Origin of the sequence: Sorangium sp. So ce726 (genome assembly GCF_051521405.1) — a bacterium.
Lineage (GTDB): Bacteria > Myxococcota_A > Polyangia > Polyangiales > Polyangiaceae > Sorangium.
The window spans coordinates 1041120-1056039 of the sequence record NZ_CP150349.1; the positions used below are offsets into that span (position 1 = coordinate 1041120).

Genomic DNA, 14920 nt, shown 5'->3' on the forward strand with positions numbered 1-14920 from the left:
CGGGTGACCCGAACGGGCGACGATGGTGGAGTCCGCCTTGTCGTTGCCTCGGGCCGCACCGGGGAAGGAAGTCCAGATGTCTCGGGGACGTCAAGCCCCGACGGCGGCACCTGGGGCTCGGCGCAGCTCAGCGCTTGCCCTTGGCGCTGCCTGCCTTCGCCGCGCCGCCGCCGCTCCCATGCGCGTTCGCCTTGCCGCCGCCATGGTCCTTGTCATGGATCATGACCTTGGTGCCGCCTCCGCCATGATCCTTGTCATGGATCATGACCTTGGTGCTGCCGCTGCCATGACCCTTGTCGTGGATCATGACCTTGACCTTGTCGCCGCCATGATCCTTGTCGTGGATCATGACCTTGACCTTGTCGCCGCCGCCATGGTCGTTGTCGTGGATCATGACCTTGACCTTGTCGCCGCCGCGATCATGGTCGTGCACCTTCACATCCACGTCGGCGCGCGCGCCGGTGTGCACGTCGACGTCAGGCCCATCGGCGAAGCTCTTCACGAGGATGTTGACCCGCGGCGCCCGCGCGGCCGTCGCGATCACGCGCACGCCGGGCCGGTAGCCCCAGAGCGCCACGCGCGTCGTGCCGCGGAATCCGAGCGCGACCGTCAGTCGGAGCGGGTTCACCACCGCCGCGAGCTTGCCCACGAAGTAGAATCCAGCAGAGGCCGGCGCGAGGATCAGCACCTCGGGTCGCTCGGCCACGAGACCCAGCTTGAGCGTTCGCCCCTCGATGGCGACCGGCTTGAGGTGAGCATCGAGCACATAGACGCGCACCTCTCCCGTGGCCTCGTTGGCGACCATCTCGAGCCGGTCGTCACCGACCACCTGGACGGAGCCGCCGTGGGGGCCCACCGTGACCTCGGACACCTTGCTCTCCGCGCTCACCCTGGCGCTCGCCACGAGCTCCGCCGTGCCGCCCACGGGCACGTGCAGCACGCCGCTCCACGGCTTGCCCGAGATCGTGAGCGTGTAGCTGATCTCCGTCAGGTCCGCCTCGAGCTTCGGCCCCGCCGCGACCAGGAGCCCCGTCCTCGCGTCGATCGCGAGCGGGATCGTCCGCGCCTCTCCGGACGGCAGCTTCCAGACGAGCGTGCCGCCGACGTCCTCCTTGATGCGCACACCGGAGCTTGCGGTGATCGCGGCCTTCACCTGGCCGTCGCCGTCGATCCGCCAGGCGACATTCCCCTCGTCGTGCTCCTCGACCAGCGCCGCGGCGCCGAGCTCCTCGCTCAGGGCCATCTCCGCGTTGGCCGTCGCCGTGGCCTCGCCGCAGGCGGGAAGGAGCGCGAGCGTGAGAGACGCCAGCGCGATACGAGTCCTACGGACCATCGGTTCCTCCGTTGCCATGCCGTGCCTCGCCGGCGAGCGCCGGCTCGGTCGTGGCATTCCCTCGACTTCCTGGACAGCAGTGCGTCCGCCGGGGCGCCGCGGCTCATCAATCTCGTGGTGGGGACGTGCGGGACACCTGCGCGCCGTCCAGCGCACGATGGCCACTGCCTCCCACCATGCCGCTGAGCGGGGCGAGCTCGCGCCGGCCGACCCATCGCATCGGGCCGCCCGGGCGGAAGCGGCGCGCCCCATCCCAGGCGGGTACCGATGCGTGAGGTGCGGCGTCAGCCGCGATGAGGGCATGCAGGGCGTACGTGGTGAGCCCTGTCAGAGCGGCGCCGCGGGCGCGCCCGCGGCGCCGTCGCGCTCCGCGCTAGAACCGGCCCCAGTAGCCGTACGAATCGTACGAGTTGCAGATGCCCCACGCGCGCCCGTCGTCGCCGCTGCAACCGTTCTCGAAGCCGAAGTAGGCTTCGCCGCACTGGTACTCGCCCGGAGGCCGCGGGCCCCAGCCGAGGCCGGCGCAGTCCGCGGACTCGAGGAAGCACGCGCCCACCCCGTAGCACGCCTCGCACGCCGCCCGCGCCTGCTCCGAGCTCGTCGGATCGAGCGCGCCGGCGTACGCGAAGCTCGTCTGGCCCGTCGGGCAGCTGAAGCCCGGGCCGTTGGCGAAGAGCGGGTGCGTGAGGACGCCGTTGCTGCACGTGCCGGAGACGCAGACCGACGTCGGCGTGCTCGGGTCGCCGTCGTCGCACGCCGTGCCGTCAGGCGCGTTCGGGTTCGAGCAGAGCCCCGTCGCCGGGTCGCAGGAGCCCGCCACGTGGCATTGATCCTGCGGGGCGCACGTCACGCCCTCGCACGCGTCCGCGCCGCAGCTGTACGTCACGGTGACGCGCGCGTACGCGCCGCCGAGCGCCTCGCTCTGGCTCAGCCCATCGCAGCTGACGCTGCTGATGGACACCGAGTTCGTTCCACCTTGAACATAGGAGCTGACATCCACGCCCGGGAACGAGACGAGTCCGTGCGGCGAGAAGCAGTCGCACGTGCCGACGCTGTCGAAGCTCCCGATCGGGACGCCGTTGAGCGTCGCCGTCCGGCTGCCGCCGCTGCAGTCGATGCCCGCCTCGAGCTCGACGTCGACCTGGACCACCGAGCCGAACGCGCCGACATCGTTCCACTGGAACCCATAGGGGCCGGAACAGCCGTTGTGCCGATTGACTCCGCTATCGTCGCAGCTCTGGTCCTGGTTGACGAGCAGGTCCGCGCCGATGTCGTAGCTCTGCGCGCAGTTGCCGTCCGGGAGCGTCGTGAAGCCTTCGGGACACGTGCAGCCGCAGTTGTCGGCCGACACGTGGATGGGGAAGGTCAGGGAGCTCGAGGCCGCGTGCACGTCGGTCGCCGTGATTTGCACCTGGTAGTCGCCCGGCGCGTTCGTCGAGAACGTGGCCACGCCGTCGACGGCCTGAAGGCTCGGCGCGGCGCCGGCCGGGCTCGAGACGAGCGACCAGGAATAGACGATCTGATCGCCGTCCGGGTCCTCCGCGGCCGCGGTGATCACCGCCGATTCGCACTGGGTGATGAACTTGCTCGGCGTGATGTCGAGGTCGTTGAACTTCGGCGGGTCGTTCAGCGCCACGACCACGTCCAGCCCGCCGTTTTGATCCCCGCCGCACTGCGACACCAGCACGATCTCGGTCGTGGCCCCGGAGAAGACGGACGCCGTCCCCTCGGCGGGAGCGCACTCCTTCGACGGCGCGTCGGCGCTCATCGGCAGCACGCAAACGCGGTAGTCCCCGGAAGGCAGCACAAACAGCCCATCCGCCCCGGCGTGGGTCCCCGCGCCCACGGTGAGCACGGTGCCCGGGAGCGCCTCGGGCTCCAGGGCGCTGGTGGTCTCCGCGATCGCCGCGCCGCTGCAGGTGCTGCCGGCGTCGACGACCTTGTAATGAATCGCCGTGACATCGTGTCGCTCGCCACCCATCGTGAGCGCCGCCTGGATGGTGCCGGTCCCCTCGGCGCCCTCCTTGCTGCTCTCGCAGGCCGGAACCGTGGTGACCAGCGCGACGGCGATCGTACCGCGCGCGATCGGCTTCAAGACGTTGAGCATGTCTCTACCTTCCTCTGTTGACTATCGTTCAAGCAACTCGTAACAGTCGCGACGTACGCAGCAGCCTTCTCTCCCGTCAGACGAAGGCTGGATACGCGACGCTGCCCACCGCGAGGTCCACGGCAGCGCGTAGCTGCCGAGTGCAGCGACCGTGCCATCACGCAGACAGCGATACGCTGTGGTCGAGAAGGGCTCTTTGAGCGCCACAAGTGCGAGCGGCGCTCTCACGATTGCTGGGAACACCGCGCTCCGTGTTGCGTAAATGCGCAAGGCGTTGCGGCGCCGGCCTTGTTCAGATCATGGACCGCACGATCCTGCCGCTGCCGCAGATGCCGGAAATGTTCCGTCGAATCGAGGCGATCGCCGCCGCGACGCAGACCACCATCGCGACGGTGGCGCACGCGGGCGACGGCAATTTTCACCCTCTGGTCGTGTTCGATGGAAATGACGCCGCGGCCGAGGCGCGCGCGGTCGCGGGCGGCATCCTCAACCCCGGAAAGGTGATCGAGTGATGATGTGGCGTGATGTCCGCGCTGCGCGGCGCCGCCTCGCGCGGCGCCGCCGCGATCAGAGCCCGGTGTAGATGGTGGCGAAGGAGGCCGCCTCGCCGCGGAGCAGCAGGCTGAGCCGCGGGTTCGGCACCTTGAAGGTGTGAATCTTGGCGTTTCGCACGTCGAGCACCGCGAAGGCGCCGCCCGGCGTGCTCTCCGCGAGCCCGTTCATGAGCAGGTTCAGCACGACCGAGACGCGCTTGGACGACAGCGGCTCGCCGCGGAAATACATCTTGATGACGTGCGGCGTCCCATCGATGATGAGCCCGAGCTCCGGATTGACGTTGATCTCGAGATCGCCCAGGCGGTACGTCGACGCCGGCGGCTCGAACCAGGTCATCTTCGCCGAGGCGAGGAACTTGCGATATCCATTCACCACCGACGGGTAGATGCGGCGGCGCCGCTCGTCGTGCTGCGCGGCGAGGAAGCCGTCGAGCACGCTGGTGGGCTTTCCGCTCCTGTGCATGTCAACGATCGCCTCTCGCACCTGCCTGTAAAAGTCCGTGTAGAGCTCGTCCTTCCGTTCCTTGAACTCCCTGACGCCGGTCAGCTTGGGCGTCCCGGCCTTGAGAACGAAGTCGACAAAGTACGTGAGCGAGATCTTTTCCATGAAGTCTCCTGCAAAACGAAGCATTCCGGCGCGCCATTGACACGCGTCGTACGAGAGACACGCCGTCGCGCCGCGTCCTTGGTGTCTACCATGGATAGTCATCTTCGACCCGTCAGGAAAGGGATCGGTCGGACGGACATTGTCCCAACCTGTCGAGGGCGGACGGATGCGCCGTTGGTCGAAAAAGTGTTGTAATTACGAATGGTTGCGTGAGTGGTCGGGCGCGGCTCACCCGGCGGCACGGGGCGCCTCCAGGCCGCGCGAGTGGCCATGACGAGAGGCGGCGCGCGCGGCAAAGGTAATCGACAGAATCCAGCTGTTATCCAGGGGATGTCCTGTGGAGAACCCCTGTGGAGAACTGGAGAGGACGGGGGGTGATCGAGGCGTAGACCCGGTCGGACATGGTCTGTCATAACCACGTGCTCCTTGGCGCTTGACGCTGCCCGCGGGCGGAGGATGGGGCCGGAACGCCTCCGGAGCGCCTGGACTTCCCGCTCCCTCACGATGGGTTGGGATCTGAACCTGTGTTTCGAGGTGGACTCAGCACGCGCCTGGTCGCGCCGTCGCGACTGAAGGATTCCTGCTCCGCTCTCCCTCGCCACGGGCATTCCACTTGCGTGGGGCGGTCGGCCGGCCAGACTACGCCGCCGTGCTCGCCATCGAAGCGTCCTCCGTGAGGAAGGTCTACCGCGGCTTCTTCCGCCGGAGCGGCGGGCAGACGGCGCTCGCAGGCCTCGACATCGCCATCCAGCGCGGCGCCGCCTTCGGGCTCATCGGCCTCAACGGCGCGGGCAAGACGACGTTCATCAAGACGCTGCTCGGCGTGGTGCGCCCCACGAGCGGCACCGTGCGTGTGCTCGGCGGCGAGCCGGAGGACCCGGGCGTGCGCGCCAAGATCGGGTACCTGCCGGAGCGGCTCTTCTTGCCCAGCGCGTTCACGCCGCGGCAGTTCCTCGCGAGCGTGGCCCGCATGAAGGGCCTCTCCCTCGGCGAGGGCGCGCTGCGCGCGCTGGTCGAGAGGGTAGGGCTAGGGGTCGACTCGGACCGCAAGATCGGCGGGTTCTCGAAGGGGATGCGGCAGCGCCTCGGGCTCGCCGCGGCCTTGCTCGGGCAGCCGGAGCTGCTCGTGCTCGACGAGCCCACCGACGGCGTCGACCCGCTCGGCCGCGCCGAGATCCGCAGGATCCTGGGCGAAGAGCGCGCGCGGGGGGCGACCTTGTTCCTGAACTCGCACCTCCTGTCGGAGACCGAGCGCATCTGCGACCGCATCGGCATCCTCGCGGGCGGGCGGCTCGTGCGCGAGGGCGCGCTCGTCGAGCTGTGCGGCAGCGAGACGGCGTACCGCGTGCGGTTCGCGGATGGCGTCGACGCGGCGAGGCTCGCCGCGCTCGGGTTCCGTCCGATCGACGGGGAGGGCGGGTGGCGCCTGGAGGCCGAGAGCCCTGCAGCGCTCAACGAGGCGCTCGATCAGGCGCGGCGCGCCGGCGCCCTGCTCGTCGAGCTGTCGCGGGACCTGCGCGACCTGGAGGACGTGCTGGCCGAGGCGCTGGGCGCGGGCGGCGCCCGCGGAGGTGTGGCGTGAGGGCGGCGCTCAGCGTCGCCGGCGACCTCCTGCGCGAGGCCTCGTCGCGGCGGTGGTTCCTCGCCCTCGGGATCGGCGTCACGTTGGCGCTCGTGGTGATCGGGAGCGCGCTGCAGCTCGAGGTGGTGGACGGCGCGCTCGCGGCGACGCGGCTCTTCGGCAGGGAGCTCGGCCGCGGCGAGATCCGCTCTGTCGACGTCGCGCTCCGCTACGTCGGCCGCGCGCTGGCGTACGTGCTGTTTTACGGGGGGCTCGCGTTCGGGATCGTCTCCTGCGCCGATTTCGGCCCGAGCCTGCTGGCGCCGGGGCGCATCGAGCACCTGCTCTCGCTGCCCGTGCGGCGGTTCGAGCTCTTGCTCGGCACGTTCCTCGGCGTGCTCGCGCTCTCGCTCCTCAGCACGCTGTACGGCGCCCTCGGGATCACGGTCATCTTCGGGCTGAGGGCGGGCGTGTGGATGGCGAGCCCGATCGTGGCCGCGTTCCTCGCGAGCGCGACGTTCGCCGGCATCTACGGGGCGATGCTCACGACCGCGGTGATGGTGCGGAGCGCCGCGCTGTCCGCGGCGGTGGGGATCGCGCTGTTCTTCCTCGGCATCATCGCGGGGTACCGCGAGCAGCTCGACTCGTTCTTCGAGCCTGGCCTTGCCCGCGGGGCCTTCCGCGCGGTGACGCTCGTGCTGCCGCGGGTGTCGGCGCTCGCCGACGCGTCGGCGGATATCGCGGTGGCGACGGCGATCAAGGGGGATGTGCTCGCCAGCCAGGTGGCAGGGCTGCTCATCTTCGGCCTGGCCGCGCTCGCGGTGGGCATCCACGTGTTCGAAGAGAAGGATTTCTAGGGTGAAGCGGCGATGCTGGACGAGGCGGTGAGCGATCGACATCGGCAGCTCCGCGGCGCCTGGGCGGGGGTGATGGCCCGATGAGACCGATGAAGAAGCGGGGCGTGTGGCTCGCGGCGGCGATGGTCCTGCTCGCGCTCGCCGCGTGGCTGATGTCGCGCGGTGACAAGGAGAAGCCCACGGTCCGGCCCCGGAAGATCGAGTTTCCGCGCTATCCGAAGCCGGCAGAGGTGGAGCGAGCCAGCCGTCGCCGCACGCTGCCACCGCTGTCCGCGCCGCCGCCCGGCGTCGAAGCGCCGCAATGGAAGCGCGACCCGGTGCTCGCCGCCCTGCCCGCCGATCCGAAGCGCTCGGCCATGGTGTTCGAGATCGAGGCGCTCAAAGAGTCGCCGATCATGCAGATCTGGCTCGATTGCATGCTGTCGCGCGGCGACGAGCGCGCCGGCTTCGCGCGCTTGAAGGACCGATACGGGATCGACGTGCTGGAGGACGTGGAGCGCATCGCCGCGTCGAGCACGGGGCTCATTGTGCTCCAGGGATCGTTCGAGGGCGCGAGGTTCGAGCGTGAGCGATGGTCCACGCGAACGTACGGGGAGAGAGGCATCCTCTACGAGGAAAAGGACACGGGCAGGGGCGTCGCGACGTGGGGGCCTGACGTCCTGATCTTGAACCCGCGTGCCGAGCCCGATCTCGTCGAGGATGCGATCGATCGGCTCGAATCGACCGATCCCGCGCAGGGATCCATCCTTCAGGAATACCAGGCCTACAGCGACGTCTATGGAGTGCTCTCGCCCGACGATCTCTCGAAGATGCTGCCGTCGGAGCAGGACAAGCTCGCCGAGCGGATCCGAGAGACCGTCGAGCGGGTGGAGATCCACGTCGACGCTTCGGAGGATGTCGCCGTTGTCGCCGAGGTCGCCGGCCCCGCTGGCCAGGAGATGGACGACCTGTCGAAGCTGTTTGGCGCTGCGCTCTCCATGGGGCGGCTCAACGCGAAGCGCGAAGACAATGACGAGCTCGCCGAGCTGCTCGACCACGCGCGGGTGGAGACGCAGGCGCGGCGCCCTCCCTGGGCGAGCAAGCCGGAGGAGCAGCGCTTCTCGGTCGACGTGGCGCTGCCCGTCGAGCTGCTGAAGAACCTCGGCCCGTGCCGTCGAGACCGGCGCGATCAGGACCGCGACGTCGAGGCCGAGCCAGCGCCAGCGCCACCGCGGTGACGCGCGCAATGCCTTGCGAGCCGCTCGTCCCTGGGCGACACCCCATCAGGGCTGGGGTGGCCTCCGTGATGCGGTATCAGAGCGGCTGATACAGCTGGATCAGGTTCCCGCAGGTGTCCGAGAACACCGCGATCATGACCGGGCCCATCGGCGTGGGCTCCTGGGTGAACGCGACCTGGTGCTCCTTCAGGCGAGCGAACTCGGCCTTGAGGTCCGACACCTCGAACGCGGTGAGCGGGATGCCCTGCGCGAACATCGCCTGCTGGAACGTCTTGGCCGCCGGGTTGGCGTTCGGCTCCAGCACGAGCTCCAGGTCGTCGGGGCCCTCCGGCGAGACCACGGTGATCCACCGGTACTCCCCGACCGGGAAGTCGTTCTTCTTCTTGAAGCCGAGCACCTCCGTGTAGAACTTGAGCGCGCGCGCCTGGTCCTCGACCATGATGCTGTTGAGCTTGATCCTCATCGATCGCCTCGCTGAGCTGACGGTTCGGGCCGACTCTGCCAGGGCCGCCCGGCTCACGCTTCTCGAAAACTGCGAAACGCGCCCGGCGGCAGCCGGCCCATCAGGGTGAGACAGCCGGGGACGAGCTCCCACGGGAGCCTCCCCGGCACCTGGACCATCGCGCGCACGCGGCGCCGGTACGCCGACGGCGGCACGCCGATCCGCTGCGCGAACAGCGCGCTGAAGCTTCCGAGGCTGGAGAACCCGACCTCCATGCACACGTCGGTCACCGAGTGATGTCCAGCCGCCAGGAGCTGCTTGGCCAGATCAAGGCGCCGCCGGATGCGGTACTGGTGCGGGGTCACGCCGAACACCGCCTCGAACTGCCGGATGAAGTGATAGGGCGAGATCGCCACCTCCCGCGCCACGTCCTCGATCGACAACCTCGACTCGCGCACCTCGGAGAGCAGGTCCCGCGCCCGGCAGAGGTTCCTCAGCGCGTCGTGTCCGAGCAGCATCGCCGGCGACCAGGATAAAGCGTGGCGGCGGCTGGCTCAAGCGACCCACCGGAGGGGCGCGCGAGGCGCCGCTCAGACGAGCCGCTCGGGGTCGGGAAAGGCGAGGAACCAGACCGACCGGGCCGCACGCGCCACAGAGCGAGTGTGTCCGCCGTGGCCGAATTTGCAGCTTCATTGTCTTTTGGGACAGACGCGCCGTCTGGTACCCACTGGCGACGTGCCGGCGGCGCGGCCGCGGGCCGTCCGCAGGCTCGGGCGCTGCGCCGTCGTGACGGCGCTTCGTGACGTCCCGAGCCAGGCCCAAGCAAACCCGGGAGGAGCCAATGAATGCGATCGAGCTACCCGAGATTCCGGACAGCGCCCTTTGTGCCGAGGCGACCGAGCACGCCAGGGCCGTCAGCGCCCCGTTCCTCTTCAACCATGTGGCGCGCACGTACATCTTCGGGGACGCGCTGGGGCGGAGCAGAGGGCTGTCGTACGACCGCGAGCTGCTCTATCTGGCGTGTGTGTTCCACGATCTGGGCCTGACCGACTCGGCTCCTGTCGAGACGCGCTTCGAGGTCGAGGGGGCCGACGCGGCCAGGGCTTTCCTGGCGGCGCGCGGGGTCGGCGCGCGCGAGCAGGAGCTCGTCTGGGACGCGATCGCCCTGCACACCACCATGGTGATACCCCAGCGCAAGCGCCCGGAGATCGCCCTTTGCCAGATGGGCGCAGCCGTCGACGTCGGCTACGCGCCCCGGACGCTCCTGCCCGATCGGATCGTCGAGGAGGCGCTCGGGCGCTACCCGCGGCTCGGCTTCAAGGAGGCGATGACCTCCGCGCTTTGCGGGCTGCTCCGCCGAAACGAGGCGGCGGCCGCCTCGCCGGTCGTGGCCGACGTCGGCGAGCGCAGGCTCGACGGGTTTCGACCCATCCACTTCTGCGACGTCATCGCGGGCGCGGCGTTCGACGAGTAGCGCTGGGAGGAGCTCAGAGGGCTTCAGAGAGCGAACAGAAAATCGACGAAGGAGCGGGTGGCGCCGTCGAGGCCGAGGTACTTCTTGCCGGCGGCGGGCTCGATGACGAAGTATTCGTCCTTGGCGTGGGCGCCGGAGCCGTGGCCGAGGCCGACGTGGCCGGCGGGGAGCTCGAGCGGCTTTCCCGTGAAGAGGTAGCCGGGCCAGGAGCCGGCGAAGCGCGGCCAGATCACCGGGGCCAGGCCCGCGGCCTTGTAGACGGCGAGCTGGGTCTGGATGGGCGGCGCCTCGAGCGCGGTGTCCGTCGGGTCGTAGCTGCCCAGTTTCTTGATAGCGATGTCCTTGTAGCCGCGCCTGTCGAGGTGCTTGCGCAGCTTGGCGAGCACGTCCGTTGCGGTCATGTCCGGCACCAGCCGGATATCCATCTTGGCGAAGGCGCGGTGCGGCAGGATGGTCTTGGAGCCCTCGCCGATGTAACCGGCGTAGAGGCCGTCGATGTTCACCGACGGGCGCGAGACGTAGCGCTCGAGCATGGCGCGCTCGTCGAGGTCGTTCACCCACCTGTCGACCCCGAAGACCTTCTTCCAGTCGGCGTCGTCCCAGCGCGCCGACAGGTCGTCGAGCAGCTTCTTCTGCTGGCTCGAGACCGGGCGCACGGCGTCGGTGAGGCCGTCGATCATCGGCTCGTTGCCGTCCGCTGAGACCAGCGTGCCGAGCGCCTGCACCAGCCGCCAGGCCGGGCTGTCGACGATCACCTTCATGCTGGAGTGGATGTCCCCGTCGCGCGGGCCGCGCCCCCACGCCTCGCCGCTCGCCTCCAGCTGGACGTAGACGATACCCTTCGCGCCCAGGACGACGTTGACCGTGCCCGACAGCGATTGGTCCGCCGCCGGCATCATCACGCCCTGGCATTTCTCGAGCGCCTTCATCACTTCATCGTTCCACACCACCTGCGAGAAATGCGGCGAGCCGAGCTCCTCTTCCCCTTCGGCGACCACCACCAGGTTGACCGGCAGCTTCAAGCCGGCGGCGCGCACCGCGTGTAGAGCTGCCAGGAACGCCCCCTGCGGTCCCTTCTGGTTGACCGCGCCGCGCCCCACGATGACCTTGCCGACGTCTGCCTTGTCGACCAGCTCGGCGGCGAAGGGCGGCGAGGACCACTCCTTCTCCTCCACCGGCTGTACGTCGTACATGAAGTAGAAGCCCATGGTCTGCTTCGCGCCGGCGTCGAGCGTCGCGAAGATGCCCGGATGCCCGTCGGTCTTCATCTTCTTGACCGTTCCGAAGCCGGCGTCGCGCAGGAGATCCATCGTCAGGTCGCAGCACTCGGCGATGCCGACGTTCTGCGCCGAGATCGACGGCTGCTGGATCCAGCGCTGGATGCGCTCGATCGACTGCCTCCGCTGCTCGGCGATCTTGTCGTATACCGGCGAGAGGTCGACGGCCTTGCCACTCGCGCCCTTGGCGAGGCGGGGAAACGAGGCGAGCAGTCCGGAGGCCGCGGCGCCGGCGATGAAGGTGCGGCGATCGATGTCCAGCATGGCGCGCAGCTTAAAGCGCGCCGGCCGGGAACGGTCCTCCCCCCGCCTTGTGGGCATCTCACGGAGGAGGAACTCAGGTGACGCGGAATCAGCTCCGCGGGTCGGAGATCCTGCCAGGGCTCTGCCTCGCGAGCGGAGAGAGATTTCAACGCAAAGGCGCAAAGACGCAAAGACGCAAAAAGGCATGATATTTGTTCATTATTGCGCCTTTGCGTCTTTGCGCCTTTGCGTTGAAATCTCTCCCCCGGATCCCTGGCTGGACTCCAGTGGGCGGAACTAGCCTCTGACCTCTTCGTCCTCGCCTTCTGGAGGCGGAGGGCGCTCGCCCGCGGCGACCTGGAGCTCGCGGACGATCGAGAGGAGCGCTGGACAGCAGAAGCGCTCGACCACGGAGCCGTCGGGCGCGAGCTCGAAGCTCGGTGGCTCGCCGTGCACCGGACAAGCCACGTCGGCGTACCTCGACTCGAGATCCCTCAGGACGCTCTCGTCGACCTCGCTGACCTCGCCATTCGCAGCCGCCCCTTCGTTCCCATGAGTCGCCATGCGACCCAGGGTAGCAGGAAGGGCGCCGCGCCTCGCGGTGCCCAGGGTGCCTGGGCGACCTCTGCCATCGACGCAGGGGCGTCGGCGCCCCGCGGCCTCAACCATCGAGGCGCCGCGACCAGAGCGGCTGCCCGAAATCAAGAGGACAAAATAGCAGCGCCGCCGGGCGCCTCGGGGGGTTAGGCGGAGGCCGCCGGCGGAGCTGGTCCCCGACTAAGCATCCTCCGTACCAGGTACACACTTCGGAAAATCCCCTACTTATGTCTCGGGCGTCGATCGGGAGGGTTTCGATTCTGCGAGGAGCCGGCTTGCACGGTTGCAGGATCGCGACGGCGCTCGCCCTCTTCCGTGACCGCCCTCTCGCCGGCTAGCGTCGGGGACATGAACCGCCTGCGCACGACCCCCGCCGTCACCCTGGCGCTGCCGCTGCTCGCGGCGTGCAGCGCCCCCGCGTCGAGGCCGCTGGACAAGCCGGCCGCGTCCCCGGCCGCCGCGACCTCGCCGCCGCACGCCGCGCCGGAAGCGCCCCCCGGACCGGGGCGGCTTCTTTATCCGGCGACCGCGAAGCGGCCCGTGGCGAGCGAGTACCATGGCACCCGGGTCGTCGACGACTACCAGTGGCTGGAGCACGGGAGCTCCCCCGAGGTCGAGCGCTGGGTCGCCGAGCAGAACCAGCTCTCGCGCGGGTACCTCGACGCCGTGCCGGCGCGCGGCGCCATCCGGGCGCGCGTGCAGGAGATCCTGTCGGCGACCTCCGCGAACTACTACGCGCTCGACGAGGCCGGTGGGCAGATCTTCGCGCTCAAGGACCAGCCGCCGAAGCAGCAGCCTTTCCTCGTCGTCCTGAGGTCCGTGAACGACCCCGCCTCCGCGCGGACCCTCGTCGATCCAGAGGTCATCGACCCGAAAGGGCACACCACCATCGACTGGTTCGTCCCGTCGCGCGACGGCAAGAAGGTGGCTGTTTCCCTGTCCGAAGGCGGCACCGAGAGCGGCACCGTGCGCGTCTACGACGTGGCGACAGGCAAGGAGACGGGCGACACCGTCCCTTACGCGAACAGCGGCACCGCGGGCGGCAGCCTGGCGTGGACCGGCGACGGCAAGGGGTTCTACTACACCCGGCACCCTCGGCCCGGGGAGCGCCCGCGAGAGGACATGGGCTTCTTTCAGCAGATCTACTTCCACAAGCTCGGCACGCCGGACAAGGACGACAAGTACGCGCTCGGCACGGAGTTCCCCCGCATCGCCGAGGTGGAGCTCACGACGAGCGAGAGCGGCAAGCTCGTGCTCGCCAGCGTCCAGAACGGCGATGGGGGCGAGTACTGGCACTATCTCCTCGACGCTTCGGGCAAATGGACGCGCTTCGCCGACCTGCCCGACAAGGTCATCCGGGTCGTGTTCGGCGCCGACGACCGGCTCTACCTCCTGTCGCGCAAGGACGCGCCGCGCGGCAAGGTGCTGCGCCTCTCGCCGGGCAAGCTGGACCTCTCCAGGGCGGAGCTCGTCGTGCCCGAGAGCGAGGCGGTGATCCAGGACTTCTTGCCCACGACAGGGCGGCTCTACGTCCGCGATCTGCTCGGCGGCCCGTCGCAGGTCCGCGTCTTCGATCTGAAGGGCAAGGCGCTCGGGACGGTGCCGATCCCGCAGGTCTCCTCGGTGCGGCAGCTCGTGCGCACGCAAGGCGACGAGATGCTCTTTCGCGGCGTGAGCTACACCGAGCCGGCGGCCTGGTTCACCTACTCGGCGAAGGACGGCAAGGTGACGAAGACGCCGCTCGCGATGACGGCCCCTGTCTCCTATGCCGACGTGGAGGTCGCCCGGGAGTCGTGCACCTCGAAGGATGGGACCAAGGTTCCCATCAACATCCTGCGCCGGAAGGGCACACCCCTCGACGGGACGTCGCCGGCGCTCCTCACGGGATATGGCGGCTACGGGACGAGCATGGCTCCCGGGTTCAAGCCGCTCTGGCGGCTGTGGTTCGACCAGGGAGGGGTGATCGCGATCGCCAACCTGCGCGGCGGCGGCGAGTTCGGGGAGGCGTGGCACCACGGCGGCAACCTGACGAAGAAGCAGAATGTCTTCGACGACTTCGCGGCGTGCGCGCAGCACCTCGTCGACGGGCGCCTCACGAGCCCACAGCGGCTCGCCATCCTCGGCGGCTCGAACGGCGGTCTGCTGATGGGAGCGCAGCTCACGCAGCGCCCGGAGATGGTCAAGGCGGTGGTGTCGCAGGTCGGTATCTACGACATGCTCCGGGTGGAGCTCACGCCGAACGGGGCGTTCAACGTGACCGAGTTCGGCACGGTGAAGGATCCCGAGCAGTTCAAGGCGCTCTATGGCTATTCGCCCTATCACCACGTCAAGGAGGGCACCGCGTATCCGGCGACCCTGTTCCTGACCGGCGCCAACGACCCGCGGGTGGATCCATGGCACTCGCGGAAGATGGCGGCGCGGCTGCAGGCGGCTTCGTCGGGCTCGGCGCCCATCCTGCTCCGGGCGAGCGGCTCGACGGGCCACGGGGCCGGGACACCGCTCTCCGAGGAGATCGAGGAGCAAGCCGACGTGTTTGCGTTCCTCTTCAAGGAGCTCGGGCTCGGCGCCCCGCCCGCCAAGGCCGACGCGGCGCCCCGGTGATGGAACGGCCGCGGCCGCCCCCGCCCGGGGTGCGGCCGCGGTCCGGTCGC

The 14920-nt window shown here is 69.2% G+C and carries 13 protein-coding genes; 6 read left to right on the top strand and 7 right to left on the bottom strand.

The features are described from left to right. Positions 1–127: 127 nt before the first annotated feature. Entirely contained in the window at positions 128–1333 is a 1206-nt protein-coding gene (locus tag WME79_RS03860; protein WP_437532041.1) for a hypothetical protein, read from the bottom strand. A gap of 373 nt (positions 1334–1706) precedes the next feature. Next, positions 1707–3440: a hypothetical protein gene (locus WME79_RS03865; protein WP_437532043.1), complete on the bottom strand. Its 1734-nt coding sequence runs from the start codon at positions 3438–3440 to the stop codon at positions 1707–1709. A gap of 299 nt (positions 3441–3739) precedes the next feature. Here WME79_RS03865 and WME79_RS03870 point away from each other — a divergent pair, with 299 nt between their 5' ends. After that, positions 3740–3952 (top strand): FAD-linked oxidase C-terminal domain-containing protein, encoded by a 213-nt coding sequence (locus WME79_RS03870; protein WP_437532047.1) that lies wholly within the window; start codon positions 3740–3742, stop codon positions 3950–3952. 55 nt (positions 3953–4007) lie between these two features. Here WME79_RS03870 and WME79_RS03875 read toward each other — a convergent pair whose 3' ends face one another. Further along, positions 4008–4601, bottom strand: coding sequence for a hypothetical protein (locus WME79_RS03875; RefSeq protein ID WP_437532050.1), 594 nt, complete (start codon positions 4599–4601; stop codon positions 4008–4010). 673 nt (positions 4602–5274) lie between these two features. Between WME79_RS03875 and WME79_RS03880 the strand changes: the two genes are divergently transcribed. From WME79_RS03880 to WME79_RS03890, 3 genes are all read left to right on the top strand, one after another. Then, positions 5275–6183, top strand: coding sequence for an ABC transporter ATP-binding protein (locus WME79_RS03880; RefSeq protein ID WP_437532052.1), 909 nt, complete (start codon positions 5275–5277; stop codon positions 6181–6183). Further along, the gene (locus WME79_RS03885; RefSeq protein ID WP_437532055.1) at positions 6180–7019 is read left to right on the top strand and encodes a hypothetical protein; all 840 of its coding nucleotides are present in this window, start codon (positions 6180–6182) and stop codon (positions 7017–7019) included. The genes WME79_RS03880 and WME79_RS03885 overlap by 4 nt, the downstream gene beginning before the upstream one ends. Positions 7020–7108: 89 nt before the next feature. Beyond that, positions 7109–8236, top strand: a complete 1128-nt coding sequence (locus WME79_RS03890) for a hypothetical protein (RefSeq protein WP_437532057.1) — start codon at positions 7109–7111, stop codon at positions 8234–8236. A 76-nt stretch (positions 8237–8312) separates the two neighbouring features. Here WME79_RS03890 and WME79_RS03895 read toward each other — a convergent pair whose 3' ends face one another. Together WME79_RS03895 and WME79_RS03900 are read right to left on the bottom strand one after the other, a co-directional pair. Next, positions 8313–8699, bottom strand: a complete 387-nt coding sequence (locus tag WME79_RS03895) for a VOC family protein (protein ID WP_437532060.1) — start codon at positions 8697–8699, stop codon at positions 8313–8315. A gap of 53 nt (positions 8700–8752) precedes the next feature. Continuing rightward, entirely contained in the window at positions 8753–9196 is a 444-nt protein-coding gene (locus tag WME79_RS03900) for a helix-turn-helix transcriptional regulator (RefSeq protein ID WP_012233393.1), read from the bottom strand. A 323-nt stretch (positions 9197–9519) separates the two neighbouring features. Here WME79_RS03900 and WME79_RS03905 point away from each other — a divergent pair, with 323 nt between their 5' ends. Continuing rightward, positions 9520–10152 (top strand): HD domain-containing protein, encoded by a 633-nt coding sequence (locus WME79_RS03905; RefSeq protein ID WP_437532064.1) that lies wholly within the window; start codon positions 9520–9522, stop codon positions 10150–10152. A gap of 23 nt (positions 10153–10175) precedes the next feature. Here WME79_RS03905 and WME79_RS03910 read toward each other — a convergent pair whose 3' ends face one another. Further along, a complete protein-coding gene (locus tag WME79_RS03910) occupies positions 10176–11693 on the bottom strand; it encodes a M20/M25/M40 family metallo-hydrolase (RefSeq protein WP_437532067.1) in 1518 nt (505 codons plus the stop codon). A 276-nt stretch (positions 11694–11969) separates the two neighbouring features. After that, the gene (locus WME79_RS03915; RefSeq protein ID WP_437532070.1) at positions 11970–12236 is read right to left on the bottom strand and encodes a hypothetical protein; all 267 of its coding nucleotides are present in this window, start codon (positions 12234–12236) and stop codon (positions 11970–11972) included. A 381-nt stretch (positions 12237–12617) separates the two neighbouring features. Here WME79_RS03915 and WME79_RS03920 point away from each other — a divergent pair, with 381 nt between their 5' ends. After that, positions 12618–14870, top strand: coding sequence for a prolyl oligopeptidase family serine peptidase (locus tag WME79_RS03920; protein WP_437532073.1), 2253 nt, complete (start codon positions 12618–12620; stop codon positions 14868–14870). Positions 14871–14920: the final 50 nt, after the last annotated feature.